At 45.3% G+C, this 17,224-nt stretch carries 12 protein-coding genes; 6 read left to right on the top strand and 6 right to left on the bottom strand.

What is annotated here, in order from left to right; all coding sequences use genetic code 11:
• Positions 1 to 118: 118 nt before the first annotated feature.
• The gene (gene mdh / locus K08M4_RS13025) at positions 119 to 1,054 is read right to left on the bottom strand and encodes a malate dehydrogenase (RefSeq protein WP_086050135.1); all 936 of its coding nucleotides are present in this window, start codon (positions 1,052 to 1,054) and stop codon (positions 119 to 121) included.
• Between the two features lie 351 nt (positions 1,055 to 1,405).
• Here mdh and argR point away from each other — a divergent pair, with 351 nt between their 5' ends.
• From argR to K08M4_RS13045, 4 genes are all read left to right on the top strand, one after another.
• Positions 1,406 to 1,876, top strand: coding sequence for a transcriptional regulator ArgR (gene argR / locus K08M4_RS13030; protein WP_004735909.1), 471 nt, complete (start codon positions 1,406 to 1,408; stop codon positions 1,874 to 1,876).
• A 342-nt stretch (positions 1,877 to 2,218) separates the two neighbouring features.
• On the top strand, positions 2,219 to 3,187 hold the full coding sequence (locus K08M4_RS13035) for a TAXI family TRAP transporter solute-binding subunit (protein ID WP_017078819.1): 969 nt from the start codon (positions 2,219 to 2,221) through the stop codon (positions 3,185 to 3,187).
• A 255-nt stretch (positions 3,188 to 3,442) separates the two neighbouring features.
• On the top strand, positions 3,443 to 6,022 hold the full coding sequence (locus K08M4_RS13040; protein ID WP_017078820.1) for a TRAP transporter permease: 2,580 nt from the start codon (positions 3,443 to 3,445) through the stop codon (positions 6,020 to 6,022).
• A gap of 104 nt (positions 6,023 to 6,126) precedes the next feature.
• On the top strand, positions 6,127 to 6,564 hold the full coding sequence (locus K08M4_RS13045) for a universal stress protein (protein ID WP_004735912.1): 438 nt from the start codon (positions 6,127 to 6,129) through the stop codon (positions 6,562 to 6,564).
• 118 nt (positions 6,565 to 6,682) lie between these two features.
• Here K08M4_RS13045 and K08M4_RS13050 read toward each other — a convergent pair whose 3' ends face one another.
• Both K08M4_RS13050 and rluA read right to left on the bottom strand, forming a co-directional pair.
• Positions 6,683 to 7,645, bottom strand: coding sequence for a D-2-hydroxyacid dehydrogenase (locus K08M4_RS13050; protein WP_086050136.1), 963 nt, complete (start codon positions 7,643 to 7,645; stop codon positions 6,683 to 6,685).
• Between the two features lie 34 nt (positions 7,646 to 7,679).
• Positions 7,680 to 8,414 (bottom strand): bifunctional tRNA pseudouridine(32) synthase/23S rRNA pseudouridine(746) synthase RluA, encoded by a 735-nt coding sequence (rluA, locus tag K08M4_RS13055; protein WP_086050137.1) that lies wholly within the window; start codon positions 8,412 to 8,414, stop codon positions 7,680 to 7,682.
• A gap of 158 nt (positions 8,415 to 8,572) precedes the next feature.
• On the opposite strand from rluA, the gene K08M4_RS13060 reads away from it, so the two are divergent.
• Positions 8,573 to 9,850 carry an NRAMP family divalent metal transporter gene (locus K08M4_RS13060; protein WP_086050138.1) on the top strand — a complete coding sequence of 426 codons (1,278 nt, stop codon included), beginning with the start codon at positions 8,573 to 8,575 and terminating at the stop codon, positions 9,848 to 9,850.
• 139 nt (positions 9,851 to 9,989) lie between these two features.
• Here K08M4_RS13060 and rapA read toward each other — a convergent pair whose 3' ends face one another.
• Positions 9,990 to 12,899: an RNA polymerase-associated protein RapA gene (rapA, locus tag K08M4_RS13065; protein ID WP_017086997.1), complete on the bottom strand. Its 2,910-nt coding sequence runs from the start codon at positions 12,897 to 12,899 to the stop codon at positions 9,990 to 9,992.
• A gap of 466 nt (positions 12,900 to 13,365) precedes the next feature.
• Here rapA and K08M4_RS13070 point away from each other — a divergent pair, with 466 nt between their 5' ends.
• Positions 13,366 to 14,745, top strand: a complete 1,380-nt coding sequence (locus K08M4_RS13070; RefSeq protein WP_004735919.1) for a PhoH family protein — start codon at positions 13,366 to 13,368, stop codon at positions 14,743 to 14,745.
• A gap of 193 nt (positions 14,746 to 14,938) precedes the next feature.
• On the opposite strand, the gene tldD is transcribed toward K08M4_RS13070, so the two are convergent.
• Together tldD and K08M4_RS13080 are read right to left on the bottom strand one after the other, a co-directional pair.
• Positions 14,939 to 16,384 carry a metalloprotease TldD gene (gene tldD / locus K08M4_RS13075; protein WP_004735920.1) on the bottom strand — a complete coding sequence of 482 codons (1,446 nt, stop codon included), beginning with the start codon at positions 16,382 to 16,384 and terminating at the stop codon, positions 14,939 to 14,941.
• Positions 16,385 to 16,403: 19 nt separating this feature from the next.
• Complete coding sequence (locus K08M4_RS13080) at positions 16,404 to 17,216, bottom strand: carbon-nitrogen hydrolase family protein (RefSeq protein ID WP_086050139.1); 813 nt, start codon at positions 17,214 to 17,216, stop codon at positions 16,404 to 16,406.
• Positions 17,217 to 17,224: the final 8 nt, after the last annotated feature.

Here is a 17,224-nt window from a genome sequence, read left to right on the forward strand (position 1 = left end):
CCTAATTCTCCGTGGTTAGAAAAAGATTACGAGTGGGCTGAATGCAAGGATCAAAAAAGCCGATCATAATGATCGGCTTTCGTTAACTATCTTTTAGCAGAGTTCAGTTATCTATCGCTTATTTAGCGAATTCAACACCAATCTCAATATCGCCATTTAGCGTTTCTAGCATGCTGTCTAGTGCATTGCGTTCGAAGTCGCTCAGTTCACCGTAGCTAAGGATCGCTTCTGCGCCCTCTTTGCCAAGTTTAACGGGTTGTGCGAAGAATGGTGCGTGATCTCCTTCACCTTCAACGTATGCACACTCAATCACGTTCTCTTCGCCTTGCAGTGCTTTAACTAGTGCAAGACCGAAGCGACAAGCCGCTTGACCCATAGATAGAGTCGCACTACCGCCACCCGCTTTAGCTTCTACTACTTCAGTACCCGCATTTTGGATGCGAGTTGTTAGCGCTGCGATTTCTTCATCAGTAAACTCAACACCTTCAACTTGAGAAAGAAGAGGAAGGATAGTTACACCAGAGTGACCGCCGATAACAGGAACACGAACATCGCCTGGATCTTTATCTTTCAGCTCAGCAACGAACGTTTCAGAACGAATGACATCAAGAGTTGTAATACCGAATAAACGTCGCTTGTCGTAAACACCCGCTTTCTTTAGTACTTCGGCAGCAATTGGCACAGTTGTGTTTACTGGGTTCGTGATGATACCAACACAAGCCGTAGGACAAGTAACTGCGATTTTCTCAGCAAGAGACTTAACAATGCCAGCATTCACGTTGAAAAGATCCGCACGATCCATACCGGGTTTACGAGCAACACCTGCAGAAATAAGTACAACATCCGCACCTTTCAGTGCCGGCGTTGGATCTTCACCCGCGTAGCCCTTAATCGAAACAGGCGTTGGGATATGGCTAAGATCGGCAGCAACACCCGGAGTTACCGGAGCGATGTCGTAAAGTGCAAGATCTGAACCCGCAGGCAGACGATTCTTTAATAGTAGGGCTAGGGCTTGACCGATGCCACCAGCGGCACCAATAACAGCTACTTTCATTGTTATTCTCCTTGAGAGATTTCTCTTATAGATTCTTTGTAGGGTAGTTCTTGAGCTAAATTAAGGCTAAAAAGCTAAATTATCGTTAAAAAACTATATTAATCACAAAATGATTACAATCAATTAACGCTAGCTTTGCGACTTCGCGCAAGTCAATAAAACCGTGCTACACAGCAAGTTCGCATTATGGCGATAATCTTTTGAAATGACAAAACAACTCGTCTTAAATAACACATTATCCTATTAAATTTTTACAGTGATATAACTAACAAATTACCGTGATATTTTGGCTAGGATTGAATATGTATGCGAGAATATGCAAACATCTTTGTTAATGAATAAGAATGACATATGCGCAATACAGAAAAACAAGACAACTTAGTTCGAGCTTTTAAATCGCTACTAAAAGAAGAACGTTTTGGTTCGCAAGGCGAGATTGTCGATGCCCTGAAGCATGAAGGCTTTGAAAGTATCAACCAATCTAAAGTTTCGCGTATGTTAACTAAGTTTGGCGCCGTACGAACACGCAATGCAAAAATGGAGATGGTTTACTGTCTTCCTGCTGAACTTGGTGTTCCGACAGTTTCTAGCTCTCTAAGAGAGTTGGTCTTAGATATTGACCACAACAATGCGTTGGTTGTTATACATACAGGTCCTGGTGCGGCGCAGCTTATTGCTCGTTTATTGGACTCATTAGGTAAGTCGGAAGGTATACTGGGGGTAGTCGCTGGTGATGATACTATCTTCATTACTCCAACCTTGTCAGTTACCACTAAGCAACTGTTTGATTCTGTATGCGAACTGTTTGAATACGCAGGATAATTGGTCACAGTTTCATAACCATAAACCTGATTAATGGATCACGAACACCGATTCGCTTCGTGATCCAAATCACATCCTAGAATATCTATCTCCCCCTCCTCAAACACCACTAAACCATTGATTTTAAAAAACTCAGTAGCAAATCAAACACAAGATCTAACCGTCATTTGTTAGATTTTTTAGCTATATCTTTTAACATTTGAGTAATTTTCTGCCAATTTTTGATATTATTCAGCCACTTTTTCATCACATGGATTGAAAAAGGTGCCGTTTCCAAATAGGAAACTCCAGAAACGACTACACTTGTTTCAGGGTTAATAATGAATAAAGGAAGGGAAATTCATGGCATTTACCAAACTTATTAAAGTTGGGGCTATTGCAGCTGCTGTAATGGGCGCTGGCGCAGTTAACGCTCAAGAGTTCATCACAATTGGTACTGGTTCAGTAACGGGTGTTTACTACCCAACTGGTGGCGCTATTTGTAAGCTTGTGAACAAAGGCCGCAAAGACCACAACATTCGTTGTTCTGTAGAATCTACTGGTGGTTCGATCTACAACGTTAACACCATCCGTGCTGGTGAACTAGATTTCGGTGTTGTTCAATCGGACTGGCAATACCACGGCTACAACGGTACAAGTAAATTCAAAGATCAGGGCGAATACAAAAAACTTCGCGCTATGTTCTCTCTACATACAGAACCGTTCAACATCATCGCTCGTACCGATGCTGGTATCAACAATGTGTCTGACCTAGCAGGTAAGCGTGTAAACATTGGGAACCCAGGCTCTGGTGACCGTGCCACGATGGGTGTTGTAATGGACGCTATGGGTTGGACTAACGATAGCTTCAAGCTTGCTTCTGAACTTAAAGGTTCTGAGCGTTCACAAGCTCTTTGTGACAACAAGATTGATGCATTCATCTACATGGTTGGTCACCCGAACGGATCAATCAAAGAAGCAACGACTTCTTGTGATGCAAAATTGGTTTCTGCAACTGGTCCACAGATCGACAAGATCGTAGCTGAAAACCCATACTACGCATACAGCACAGTTCCAGCTGGCATGTACCGTGGTACAGATGCTGACGTAAACAGCTTCGGTGTTGCTGCAACTATGGTAACAACGTCTGACGTTTCTGATGAAGTCGCATACAACGTTGCTAAAGCGGTATTTGAAAACTTCGCTACATTCAAACGCCTGCACCCAGCATTTGCTAACCTGAAGAAAGAAGACATGGTTAAAGCGGGTATCTCAATCCCTCTTCACCCTGGTGCAGTAAAATACTACAAAGAAGTAGGCCTTCTAAAGTAATTCTACTTTAAGCCTGCTCTACCAATAAGGAGGCATGTCCTCCTTATTGGCTTTTCACGTTTTATAAAAATAACCCAAGTGAAAAGAGACAAACCTTTAAGTTTCTCCAATTTGGCGAACTTACCTTCGTATCAAGCCTAAGACAAAGACGAACAAAAAACGCATTTCCCTATCCATTCGCTACACTAGATAGGAAATAAATAACGTCTCGTTGTTCGTAAGAAAGGCAGACCATCAATAATAAGGATAAAGTACATGACGCAGACAACATCACCGTCTCCAGATGTGCAAGAAATGGTGGCACAATCAGACACTGGTGCGCGTAGCCCTCGCGGCATCCAAGGCCGTATTTTATGGTTTGTGCCTCTATGTTGGTCACTGTTCCAACTTTGGTATGCATCCCCGCTGCCGTTCATTTTTAACTTCGCAATTTTAAACGACACTGAAGCTCGAGCAATTCATCTTACGTTTGCCATCTTCCTAGCCTTTACCGCTTACCCAGCAATGAAAAATTCGCCTCGGGATAGAATTCCTGCGGTCGACTGGATATTAGCGCTGGTTGGTAGCTTTTCAGCTTCGTATATCTATATTTTCTATACTCAACTCGCTGAACGTTCAGGCGCACCAACAACATTCGATATTGTTGCTGCTGTATTTGGTATGGTTCTACTGCTTGAAGCAACACGACGCGCTTTAGGTCCACCTCTTATGGTTGTGGCTGCAGTATTCCTACTTTACACCTTTGGCGGCCCTCACATGCCGGACGTTATCGCCCATAAAGGTGCAAGCCTGAACAAGGCAATGTCGCATCTGTGGCTAACAACTGAAGGTGTATTCGGTGTTGCTCTTGGCGTCTCTACGTCATTCGTATTCTTGTTTGTACTGTTTGGTGCAATGCTAGAACGCGCGGGCGCAGGTGCTTACTTCATCAAGGTTGCGTTCTCTTTACTTGGCCACATGAAAGGCGGCCCAGCGAAAGCAGCCGTTGTTGCATCTGGCTTATCCGGTCTTGTGTCTGGTTCATCTATCGCTAACGTGGTAACCACGGGTACTTTTACGATCCCTCTCATGAAAAGAGTCGGATTCTCAGGTGAAAAAGCCGGTGCTGTAGAAGTTGCCGCTTCAACCAATGGTCAATTAACTCCACCAATCATGGGTGCTGCTGCATTCTTGATGGTTGAATATGTGGGTATCTCGTATGTAGAAGTGATTAAAGCGGCGCTATTGCCTGCTCTTATCTCTTACATCGCCCTGATTTACATTGTTCACTTAGAAGCATGTAAAGCTGGTATGACTGGCCTACCTCGTCGCCACACACCAACTATCGTACAAAGCCTACTGTCTTTCACTGGTACCATTCTTGGGCTATGTGTCATAAGTGCTGCGGTTTACTACGGTGTCGGCTGGACGAAAGATGTCTTTGGCGATGCAGCAACCCCTATTGTTACCGTTGCTCTATTGATCTCTTATGTAGCCTTGGTTCGAGTTTCAGCAAAGTATGCCGCTGAAGGTGGCATGGACATTGATGCCGAGCTAACAGAAGTACCCGATCCAGGCCCAACTATTAAATCTGGCCTGCACTTCCTACTGCCTATCGTAGTTCTTGTTTGGTGCCTGACTGTAGAGCGATTCTCTCCAGGTCTGTCTGCATTCTGGGCAACGGTATTCATGATCTTCATTTTGATCACACAGCGTCCTTTGATGACTCTGATGAACAAATCGGACGATCTTGCAGAGCAAACTAAAGCCGGTTTCGTTGACTTACTAGAGAGCTTGGTTTCAGGCGCACGTAACATGATCGGTATCGGCGTAGCGACAGCGGCTGCAGGTACGGTTGTAGGCGTGGTGACTCTGACGGGGATCGGCTTGGTAATGACGGACTTCGTTGAGTTTATCTCAGGCGGTAGCATCATTCTTATGTTGCTATTCACTGCAGTAATCAGCTTGATCCTAGGTATGGGCTTACCAACAACGGCAAACTACATCGTTGTATCAACGTTGATGGCTCCGGTAATTGTTACCTTAGGCGCGGCGCATGGCTTGATCATTCCACTGATTGCGGTTCACTTGTTCGTGTTCTACTTCGGTATCTTAGCCGATGATACGCCTCCAGTTGGTTTAGCAGCCTTTGCGGCCGCCGCGATTGCAAAATCAGACCCGATCCGTACTGGTATTCAAGGCTTTACCTATGATATCCGGACCGCGATCTTGCCATTCATGTTCATCTTCAATACCCAACTACTGTTGATGGGCATTGATTCTTGGTGGCATCTATTCCTCACTATCTTCTCTTCTGTGACGGCGGTACTTATCTTTGCCGCTGCAACGCAAGGTTGGTGGTTCACCAAGAACAAATGGTGGGAAACGATCCTATTATTGGTTCTAACTTTCTCTTTCTTCCGCCCTGGCTTCTGGTGGGACATGATTTATCCAGAGAAAGTTCTTTCACCTGGAGTTGAGATCGCTCAAATCACAGAAGGTCTATCTGTGGGACAATCTCTTGAGTTAAGAGTGGGTGGCGAAAACTTAGAAGGTGACTATTCTGAGAAGACGGTTCGCCTTCCATTTGAAGATTCTGCGACAACAAGTGAAGACCGCATTGCTTCAATGGGCTTAATGCTGACGAAATCTGAAGGCAAGATGATTGTCGACATGGTTGAATTCGGTAGCCCAGCAGAAGCGGCTGGCATTGACTTTGATTGGGAAATTAAATCAGTTATCCAAGACGCAGAAAGACCAATGAAAGAGTGGGTATTCTTACCATCCCTACTCATTTTGATTGGCTTAGCGATGAACCAAAGAAGGCGTGCTCGTAAGGATGAGATTAGCGCGTAATGGATAGAGCCAAGTAGCGCTCAACTCTATTTGGCTTTATTACATGGAAAGGATAATCACAGCGCTTGGTCAATACTAAGCGCTGATAAAAAAGAGAAAAACACATGTATAAACAAATCCTTGTTCCTGTTGATCTTAACGACAAAGGCTTTTCTGACAAAGCTGTTGAATTAGCGGTATGGCACGCAAAGCACAGTAACGCTGAAATCCATATCTTGAACGTATTGCCGGGCATTCACATGTCGATGGTGGCGTCTTACTTCCCGAAAGATGCAGCAAACCAAATGAAGCTCGATGTGAAAAATCAGCTGAAAGAGTTTGCAGACAAGTACATCGACGATGAAGTGGTTTATAAGGTTCACGTTGCCGAAGGTAAAACCTACACAACGATTCTAGATTACGCAGAAAAGCTTGGGGCAGACCTGATTGTGATGCCTAGTCATAAGCGCTCGAAAATCGACAAAGTGGTACTGGGTTCAGTGGCGAGTAAAGTCGTACAGAATTCACCAATCAATGTATTGGTCATCAAACCTCAAGGCTAATCGCTTCTGGCTTCTGGCTTCTGGCTTCTGGCAAACTACAGACAAAACATCTAAAAAGGTTGGCTCAAAGCCAACCTTTTTTATGTCTGAAGCTGAGCGTATAACCGCTTACTGTGAATTAACTGACAAGATTCTGCGGCTTACCTGAAGCAAAGGCATCAATGTTATCGATTAAGATATCAGACAGCTTTTGAATTGAGCTATCACTGCCCCACGCTACATGTGGCGTTAATAGTAAATTTGGTAAATGACTATTAGCCAGTAATGGATTCGAGTTGTCAGCCGGTTCTTGTGTGAACACATCCATACCCGCGCCCGCAATCTCTTGATTTTTCAAAGCTTCAACTAAGGCTTGTTCATCCACGAGTCCACCGCGGCCAGCATTAACTAACACCGCATTTGGTTTCATCATTACTAGCTCTCGCTCTGAAATCAGGTCTCGAGTCGCTTCGGTCAACGGGCAATGTAAGCTGATCGCATCTGCTTGTTGTAACACAGTATCAAAAGGTAGATACCCTTCTCGACAAGAATCTGCCCCTTTACGCTCAGCAAAGATGACCTTCATACCAATCGCTTTAGCCAAAATCGCGGTTGCTTGCCCTAAACTACCACTGCCCATTAAACCTAATGTGCTGCCTGCTACATCTTGAATCGGATGAGTAAAGAAGCAGAATTGTTTGTCCTTTTGCCACTCGCCCGCCTCGATATCTTGATGGTAACTAACGAGATTACGCTTTAACGTAAACAGCATTGCAATCACATGCTCTGGCACCGATTGAGCCGCGTAGCCCTGTACGTTAGCCACCGCAATATTATTGCTCTTGCAATATTCGACATCGACATTGTTCACACCTGTCGCAGAAACTGCGATCAGCTTAAGTTGTTGTGCTAGAGCTAAATTATCAGCGTTGAGCACCACCTTATTGGTAATAACCACATCAGCGCCTTCAATTCGTTCAGACACTTGCTCCGGCGAAGTAAAATCATACTCAACCCACTGATGTTCAAAGTTGAGAGGTTTTAAATGGATTTGAGATGGGATGGTGGCTCTGTCGAGAAAGACCACTTTCAACTTCGGCATTGTACGTCCTTGCATTGGTATTGATTTAACCATTCTAAGCTTTTAGCTTACTGTAGTCTGGAAGCTCTGGCGCAATTTCAAAGTGCTGTTCGATTTGTGGTGAAGCTTGAGGATAAAAATCACATGGCACGAAAGCTTTGAAAAACTGATTATTAGCCGGATGATAAAAACTCAGTTCACACGCGTGCAGAGCTAACCTGTCACTATAGTTAAACGCATCTGGCGTTGCATAAAACTCGTCGCCAACGATTGGATTCCCTAGTTCCATGCAGTGAACACGTAACTGATGAGAGCGGCCAGTGATCGGCAGCAACTTCAACAATGCCGTTTGAGCCTCTGGTTGCTCCACCACATAGCGAGTCTGTGATGGCTTGCCATCCTCGAAGCACACCTTTTGTCTTGGTCGATTTGGCCAATCACAAATGAGCGGCAGATCAATCAAACCTTCTGCTTCTTCTACTGAACCCCATACTCGGGCGTAATAGAGTTTGTGTGTCAGTCGATATTGAAATTGCTTCTTCAAATGACGCTCAGCTTGTTTGTGTTTAGCGAGCAGCATCAACCCCGATGTCGACATGTCCAGTCGATGCACCACCTGAATCTCCGCAAATTCGACAACCAACCGACTCCACATACTGTCGTAATGCTCTGGCAATCTCCCCGGAACTGAAAGTAGGCCTGCAGGCTTGTTCACCACTAGAATATCGTCATCTTGATAAACAATATCAATCCACGGTTCACGCGGTGGTGTGTACTGTTCTAACGCCATTAAAGCCTCTTAATTACTAGTGAATAAATAATTTACGGTTGATTCGTTTATTAATAAATACAATTTTCAACATTTTTGTACATAAAAGTTGACGACCTTACAAAACATGGTATTGATAGGGTAACGGATAATAAGAAGTCAGCATCAAAGGAAAAATGATGGAAAGTACGGTTAAAACTACCAGCACAAAAACACCAACCTCAGCTCCCCTATCAAGTTTAATTAAGTCTCTTGGCCCAGGCATTATGATGGCCGCAGCAGCTGTAGGTGGCTCTCACTTAGTAGCCTCAACCAAGGCTGGTGCGATTTATGGTTGGCAGCTAGCCGCGCTTATTATCCTCGTAAACATATTTAAGTACCCGTTCTTCAAAGCTGGTATCCAATACACACTAGGAACGGGTCAAAGCTTGGTGGAAGGTTACTCTAACCTAGGCCGCCCATACCTTGTGATCTTTTCGATACTGAGTGCTATTTCCGCAGTCGTGAATACCGCAGCCTTGCTGTTATTCAGTGCGAGCCTACTCAGTTACTTTATTCCTTTCGATTTAGCCACCAGCACCTTGTGCATGATCGTTTTAGCGACCTGTTTGATCATTATTTTTGCGGGCCATTACCGCGCGCTCGACACTCTCTCTAAAGCGATCATGGCGATCCTGACCATCACAACCTTAGCTGCTGTTGCGATTGCTATTGGCTCTCCAGTCGAACCTGATGCCGCTTTTGTGCCACCATCACCTTGGTCATTGGCAGCTATCGGATTTATCGTGGTGACGATGGGTTGGATGCCTGCGCCTATCGAGATCTCAAGCATCACCTCTATGTGGCTAAAAAGCCAAAAAGAGAAACAAGACGTGACCGCTCAATCAGCACTGTTCGATTTCAATGTAGGCTACATTGGTACGGCATTGCTTGCATTGGTATTCGTTGCTTTAGGTGCTCTGGTACTTCACGGCTCGGGAGTTGAATTGTCTCGCTCTGGCGTTGGCTTCACTCATCAGTTGGTCGGTATTTACGCCTCGACAATTGGTGAATGGTCTCGTCCACTGATCGCAATCGTCGCCTTCTTCTGTATTTTTGGCAGTACCATTACCGTTATCGATGGCTACTCACGCGTACTTGCTGAATCACAGCGTCTACTGCTTAAAAAAGAGAGCAGCCCAAGAATGCTACAAGGGTGGATAATCATCGTATCTATCGCTGCGCTAGCAATCGTAATGTTCTTTAGTGCAGCCTTGATGCCAATGCTCGATTTCGCGATGATACTCGCCTTTATCACGACCCCATTCTTCGCATTACTGAATTTCATTTTGGTGAGCAAAGCAGAGCTACCTAAAGCGCTTGCGATTAGCACTAAGCTAAAATGGTTGTCTGTAGCAGGTCTGGTTTACCTATTTGGCTTCTTAGCTCTGTTCGTTTGGTGGAAATGGTTGATGTAATCAGCTCTCCAAATTATTAGCCAAACTGCTAACCGAACTCTGAACTAAACTGTTAACCAAGCTACAGATACAAATAAGGCCTTCGTGATGAAGGCCTTATTTCGTTAAAGCGTCAAGCTAGCGATATTCTAGTTCTGGCTTAGTTGTGAGAAACCACAATCAAGCGTAACGAATCCAGCTGAACTTGAGCTTTGCTGATGTAACCAGTCAGTTCATTGATTTGAGCTTCGATAACTTCTAGCTCTTCATCACGAATGTTAGGGTTCACCGCTTTAAGCGCTTGTAGACGTTCTAGCTCACCGTTCAAGTTGGTTTGCATATCTTTCTGGGCTTGCTGACGAACTTCTTCAACCTTCGGCAGTACATGCGTCTCACCGGCTTCGATTAGCTTGTGAATCTCACCTTGTACCGAGTTCACTAGCTTGCTCGCTAAATGACGGTTTACCGGGCTTAGTTGACGGTTAAAGCTATCGAATTCAACCTGAGCAGATAAATCGTTACCACGACCATCCATCATCAAGCGAATCGGCGTCTTAGGTAAGAACTGGCTGATACCGCTGCGCTTTGGCGCTTGTGCATCAACAAGGTAAACCAGCTCAAGCAGGATAGTACCAACAGGTAACGCTTTGTTTTTCAATAGCGATACCGCAGACGCACCCACACCTTCGCTCAATAGCAGATCAATACCGCCCTGAATCATTGGGTGTTCCCAGCTAATGAAGTTCATGTCTTCACGAGAAAGCGCTGTTTCTCGATCAAACGTGATGGTTGCACCTTCATAAGGTAGGCCTGGGTAGCTTGGAACCATCATGTGCTCAGATGGCGTTACAACTAGCGCATTTTCACCCTTATCGTCTTGGTTCAAACCAATGGTATCGAACAGGCTCAGTGCAAAAGACACTAGATTAGTATCACCGTCAGTCGACGCGATCTTTTCTGCAATCTCATGCGCTTTTTCGCCGCCATTTGAGTGCATTTCTAGTAGGCGATCTCGGCCTTTTTCTAGATCCGATTTCAGGCTTTGGTTTAGCTTCGCTGACTCTTCAATCACTTCATCAAGTTGTTCGGTGTTACCAGAAGCCAACATCTCAATAAGAACATCAGAGTACTTGTCGTAAACTGTGCGACCTGTAGGGCACGTCTCTGCAAATGCGTTCAAACCTTCATCGAACCAACGCGCTAGAATCGCTTGCGATGTGCCTTTTAGGTAAGGAACGTGAATGTCGATATCACGCAGCTGACCGATACGGTCCAAACGACCAATACGTTGCTCAAGCAAGTCTGGGTTGAATGGCAAATCGAACATCACTAACTGGTTAGCAAACTGGAAGTTACGACCTTCAGAGCCGATTTCGCTACAGATAAGAACCTGAGCGCCACCCTCTTCTTGAGCAAAGTAAGCCGCCGCTTTATCACGCTCTAAAATCGACATGCCTTCGTGGAATACAGTTGCACGCACACCTTCACGCTCGCGTAGTGCTTGCTCTAATTGAAGAGCAGTACTCGCACGAGAGGCGATCACTAGGATCTTTTCGCTGCGCTTATCTTGGATCTTTTCAATCAACCAGTTAACGCGTGAATCGAACTGCCACCAGCTTGAGTCTTCACCTTCAAACTCTTGGAAGATCTCTTCTGGGTACAGCATCTTCATCGCACGAGCTTCGGGAGCCATTTTGCCACCGATCATGCCTGATACACGCATAGAGGTTGTGTACTGCGTTGGAATATCCATCGGCAGTAGGTTTACATTACGCTTAGGGAAGCCTTTGATTGCAGCACGTGTGTTTCTGAAAAGAACACGACCTGTACCATGGCGATCCATAAGATTATCAATCAGCTCTTGGCGAGCTAACGCTTGCTCTTCTTCGCTGCTATCGCCCTCGATAACGCGGAATAGAGGCTCAACATCTTGTTCAGATAGAAGCTCAGTGATCTGATTCTTCGCGCTGTTTTCAAGCTTCACGCCAGAGAACAATGCCGTTACTGCATCAGCAACAGGGGCGTATTGGTCTTCTTCTTCCACGAATGCTTCGTAATCGTAGAAGCGATCAGGATCAAGCAGACGCAGACGTGCAAAGTGACTCTCACGACCCAGCTGTTCAGGGGTTGCTGTCAATAGCAGTACGCCAGAAGTATTTTCCGCTAATCCTTCAACCACTTGGTATTCTCGGCTCGGTTTGTCTTGGCTCCACTCAAGGTGGTGCGCTTCATCGACAACCAACAAATCCCACTCACCTTCAAGTGCTTGCTCGTAGCGCTTACGGCTCTTGCGTAGGAAATCCAAAGAACACAGAACGTATTGCTGTGTATCAAATGGGTTATCTGACTCCGCGAAGGCTTCAATACAACGCTCTTCATCAAAGATAGAGAAGTGCAGGTTGAAACGGCGCATCATCTCTACTAACCATTGGTGTTGCAGAGTTTCAGGTACCACAATCAGAATGCGTTCAGCACGGCCAGACAACACCTGTTGGTGAATGATCATGCCTGCTTCTATGGTTTTACCTAGACCCACTTCATCAGCCAGTAAAACGCGTGGTGCGTGACGACGACCTACTTCATGAGCAATGTACAACTGGTGAGGAATCAAACCAGCGCGCATACCACACAAGCCACGCATCGGGCTCTTATGTTGTTGGTATTGATTGCTTAACGCGCGGTAACGCAGCACAAAGTTATCCATACGGTCGATTTGACCTGCGTACAGCTTATCTTGCGGTTTGTTAAAGCGGATCTGGTTGCTTAAGAATATTTCACGCAGAGTCACCTCTGTCTCTTGAGTGTCTTCACGAGTGCCCAAATAAGTCAGTAGCCCTTTATCTTCGATAACTTCTTCGACAGATAGAGACCAACCTTCTTGGCATTCGATGACATCGCCAACATTAAACGTTACTCGGGTTACGGGAGCATCAGTGCGTGCATAGACACGATTCTCTTCTGATGCTGCAAACATTACTGTCACTGTTCGAGCATCCATTGCTACAACGGTACCTAAACCTAAATCGCTCTCCGTATCGCTTATCCAGCGTTGCCCCAAAGCAAATGTCATGAATCGACTACCTCAATCTTATAGTTGGAATTTGGTCATGTTAACTGCAGTTTTAAACAAGAGCGTTATCGCGCTTGAACTAAAAATATAGCTAAAGATGCCTAGTTTGCAGCCACTTTTTAAGTGCGCTCTTAATAATAAATATCTCGAGAAAATGGTGCAGAAAAAGGTCGCTAATCTTACTCGATGCTGTGATTTAGGTCACGCCTAAAGGAGATGATTTCATACTTTTTTTCTGTTTTCGCCAGTGCAATCAAACTGTCAAAAAATCATGGGTAATCTATAGGTAGCAGATTGCTGCTCTCAAACGAATACGCCATATTCATTCACAACGATATGGCGATATTTCTCTAGATGAAGTTTAGGTGAGTAGTTGACTATCACCGGAATGAGATACTAATCTTTATATGAGCTTTATCTACGTTCAATGAGTGCAAGACAAGCCGCATGTCGGCAAGGAGATGCTATGGGCGAGACCAACCGGAAGCTATTTGTTTTAGACACTAATATCCTACTTCACGAACCCTTCGCTATATTTTCTTTCCAAGAGCACGATGTCGTTATCCCCATGACCGTGCTAGAAGAACTCGACAGAATCAAAGACAGTAAAAGAGACGTTGCTCGAGATGCGAGAATTGCGATTCGAACGCTCGAAGACTTGTTCAGGGAAGCCACACCAGACCAAATATCGGAAGGCATTCCTTTTTCTAAAGACATAAACGCATCTGGCAGTATTTCAATACTCGCTGACTACGAACTTCAAGAAAGCATCAAAGCCTTCGCCGATGACAAGGCAGGCGATAACCGAATCCTCAACGCAGTTCTTTATCTTCAAAACAAACGCGCGCCACGCGAAGTGGTTCTTATCACTAAAGACATCAACATGCGCTTACGAGCCAAAGGCGCTGGGGTCCGCTTTGTTGAAGACTATCAAACCGACCAATTGATTGATGACATCCAATACCTCACTAAAGGCTTTCAACAACTCGAAGGCTCATTCTGGGATGGCGTCGATAACGTCGAGAGTAGAAGTTTAGGCGGAAAAACGCTGCACACCCTAGCGAGAGCACCTTTCGATCCAACCTTCCTCAACCAATACGTGATTGACGAAGAAAGTGACTTTGCTGGTCGTGTAGAAGAGATTGAGGCCGAACGCATTACGCTCAGAGATCTCAGTCGAGAAAGGTTAATGAACCGCAAGACATGGGACATTACACCTAAGAATGTCTATCAAGGGATGGCGATCGATGCACTGCTCGACCCTGATATTGATCTGGTGATTCTCACCGGCGCAGCAGGTAGTGGTAAAACACTGTTAGCCATGGCTGCCGCACTTGAACAAACCATAGAGCGCAAACAATTCGATAAGATCATCGTAACCCGAAACACGCCCGATATCGGTGAGTCGATTGGGTTCCTTCCCGGCACTGAGGAAGAAAAAATGCTGCCTTGGTTAGCAGCGGTGACCGATACACTGGAAGCTCTGCACAAGAACGATCACTGCACCGAAGGCTCGATGAAGTACATCTGTGACAAGGCCAATATCCAGTTCAAATCGATTAACTTCATGCGTGGTCGCTCAATCCAAAATGCCTTTGTCCTTTTGGATGAGTGTCAAAACCTCACCGCCTCACAAATCAAAACCATCATCACCCGTTGTGGTGAAGGCACCAAGATCGTCTGTTCAGGAAACCTAGCTCAGATAGATTCTTCCTACTTAACCCCTGTAACTTCAGGCTTAACCTACATGGTCGAGCGTTTTAAAGACTTCGAAGGCAGTGCCAATATTCACCTCAATGGTGTGGTACGAAGTCGACTGGCCGAGTTTGCTGAAGAGAACATGTAACGGTTCTGTTTAGTCAATCGAACTCCAGAAACTGAAAAGCCCAGAGACAGAAAGCCCAGAAACAGAAAAGCGCCTCACATTGGAGGCGCTTTTAACTTTAGCTTTAGCTTTAGCTTTAACTGCAACTGAAACTGAAACTGAAACTGTAATTTCAACTAGCTTGCTATAATAAATCTGCTGAAGTTGGTCTGAATTACTCAGTACCACCAACCGTTAACGAGTCTAGTTTCAATGTTGGTTGACCAACACCGACTGGTACGCTTTGGCCGGCTTTACCACACACACCAACACCACGGTCAAGGCTAAGGTCGTTACCCACCATAGACACTTGCTGCATCGCTTCGATACCCGAACCGATTAGCGTTGCACCTTTCACTGGGTGAGTGATCTTACCGTTTTCAATCATGTACGCTTCAGAAGCGGAGAACACAAACTTACCAGAAGTAATATCCACCTGACCGCCACCAAAGTTCGGCGCGTAGATGCCTCTTTCAACCGTCGAGATAATCTCTTCAGGAGTATGCTCACCTGGCAGCATGTAAGTGTTGGTCATGCGCGGCATAGGAAGGTGTGCATAAGACTCACGACGACCATTACCTGTAGGCGCTACACCCATTAGACGAGCATTAAGCTTATCTTGCATGTAACCTTTTAGGATGCCGTTTTCGATTAGCGTGTTGTACTGACCATTAACGCCTTCATCATCGACGTTCAATGAACCACGTAGATCCGTTAATGTACCGTCATCAACAATCGTACATAGGCTTGATGTGACTTGCTCGCCCACTTTGCCAGAAAATACTGAAGACTCTTTACGGTTGAAGTCACCTTCTAAACCGTGGCCTACCGCTTCATGTAGAAGAACGCCCGGCCAACCCGAACCAAGAACGACAGGCATTGCACCAGCAGGTGCAGCAACTGCTTCAAGGTTAACTAACGCTTGGCGGATTGCTTCATCAGCAAATTGATAAGCAACCTGAGAACCATTAGCATCACTTAAGAAGAAGTCGTAACCAAAACGACCACCGCCACCAGCGCTACCACGTTCACGACGATCGCCTTTCTGTGCCAGTACGCTGATAGATAAACGAACAAGCGGACGAATATCACCAGCGAAAGTACCATCAGTTGCCGCAACAAGCATCTGTTCATGTACACCACTTAGGCTCACCGATACTTCAGTTACCATAGGCTCTTTAGTACGAATGTAAGCATCAAGCGCTTTAAGTAATTCTGTCTTTTGCTGTTTTTCCCAGCTTGCTAGCGGGTTAACTGCATCATAGTAAGCTTGATTAGAGTTACGCTTGAAAGCTTGTACCTTACCGTTTTGGCCTTGCTTAGCGATACCGCGAGCCGCGATTGCACTCTGTTTAAGGCCATCCAATTGGATTTGGTCAGAGTAAGCAAAACCGGTTTTTTCACCAGATACCGCTCGTACACCAAGACCACAATCGATATTGAAAGAGCCGTCTTTAATAATGCTGTCTTCTAGCACTAAAGATTCGTGCCAGCTTGACTGAAAGTAGATATCAGCATAATCAATTTGGCGGGTAGCAATGCTCGCCAATGTATCTGCGATATTTTGCTCCGTCAGCCCTGTTGGGTTCAGTAGCGCTTCTTCAATTTGATTGATGCTCATAAATGGCTCTTATTTGTAATTAAAATTGATTGGTAAATCGAGAATGCTGCGCGATGGGCATATTTTGCCTGATTGATTCGCAACTGGATGTATCTATCTCAACCACCATACTTTTAGGATCTTGGTCTAGCTGTGCGACCACTCTTCCCCATGGATCAACCACCATTGAGTGTCCCCATGTTTCTCTTTGGCAAGGGTGTTTTCCGCCTTGCCCTACCGCGATAATCCACGATTGCGTTTCGATCGCGCGGCATCTTAATAATGCTTCCCAGTGAGCTTGCCCTGTTACTGCGGTAAAAGCTGCCGGTACCACTATGATTTGTGCACCTTGCTTGCGTAACTCTGAATACAAGTGCGGAAAGCGCACATCATAACAAATACTCAAACCTAAGCGACCAAAAGGCGTTTCCGTTGTTACCACTCGGTCACCGGGCGTGAAAATATCCGATTCTCGATAGCACTTATGTGCATCAGCAACATCCACATCAAACATGTGTAGCTTATCGTAATGGGCCACTAAGCAACCAAAATCATCAACCACCAAAGTTGTGGTAGTCACGCCTTTAGCTGTGCTTATCGGCATACTGCCAATAACAATCCAAATTCGGTAAAGCTTTGCTAACTCAGAGACTTTCTTTTGCAGTGGACCATCATTTAGAGGCTCAGCATACTGGTGATAGTCAGCTTTACTGCCAAAGACTAGCGCGTTTTCAGGGCACACAACCCACTTAGCCCCCAACTCTTTGCACTTTGCTACTTCTCGAGCAAGATAATCAAAGTTCAAGTCAGGGACTGGGCCTGATGTCATTTGAATCAACCCAACACAATCCATGTGTATCG

This window comes from Vibrio syngnathi, from assembly GCF_002119525.1.
Classification (GTDB): domain Bacteria; phylum Pseudomonadota; class Gammaproteobacteria; order Enterobacterales; family Vibrionaceae; genus Vibrio; species Vibrio syngnathi.

Excerpts from the sequence above, each read along its gene's own strand:
- K08M4_RS13045 (WP_004735912.1), top strand. The coding sequence starts at position 6,127 with ATGTATAAACAAATCCTTGTTCCTGTTGATCTTAACGACAAAGGCTTT.
- rapA (WP_017086997.1), bottom strand. The coding sequence starts at position 12,899 with ATGACATTTGCTTTGGGGCAACGCTGGATAAGCGATACGGAGAGCGAT.
- K08M4_RS13080 (WP_086050139.1), bottom strand. The coding sequence starts at position 17,216 with ATGGATTGTGTTGGGTTGATTCAAATGACATCAGGCCCAGTCCCTGAC.
- tldD (WP_004735920.1), bottom strand. The coding sequence starts at position 16,384 with ATGAGCATCAATCAAATTGAAGAAGCGCTACTGAACCCAACAGGGCTG.
- argR (WP_004735909.1), top strand. The coding sequence starts at position 1,406 with ATGCGCAATACAGAAAAACAAGACAACTTAGTTCGAGCTTTTAAATCG.
- mdh (WP_086050135.1), bottom strand. The coding sequence starts at position 1,054 with ATGAAAGTAGCTGTTATTGGTGCCGCTGGTGGCATCGGTCAAGCCCTA.
- K08M4_RS13070 (WP_004735919.1), top strand. The coding sequence starts at position 13,366 with ATGGGCGAGACCAACCGGAAGCTATTTGTTTTAGACACTAATATCCTA.
- K08M4_RS13040 (WP_017078820.1), top strand. The coding sequence starts at position 3,443 with ATGACGCAGACAACATCACCGTCTCCAGATGTGCAAGAAATGGTGGCA.
- rluA (WP_086050137.1), bottom strand. The coding sequence starts at position 8,414 with ATGGCGTTAGAACAGTACACACCACCGCGTGAACCGTGGATTGATATT.
- K08M4_RS13060 (WP_086050138.1), top strand. The coding sequence starts at position 8,573 with ATGGAAAGTACGGTTAAAACTACCAGCACAAAAACACCAACCTCAGCT.
- K08M4_RS13035 (WP_017078819.1), top strand. The coding sequence starts at position 2,219 with ATGGCATTTACCAAACTTATTAAAGTTGGGGCTATTGCAGCTGCTGTA.
- K08M4_RS13050 (WP_086050136.1), bottom strand. The coding sequence starts at position 7,645 with ATGCCGAAGTTGAAAGTGGTCTTTCTCGACAGAGCCACCATCCCATCT.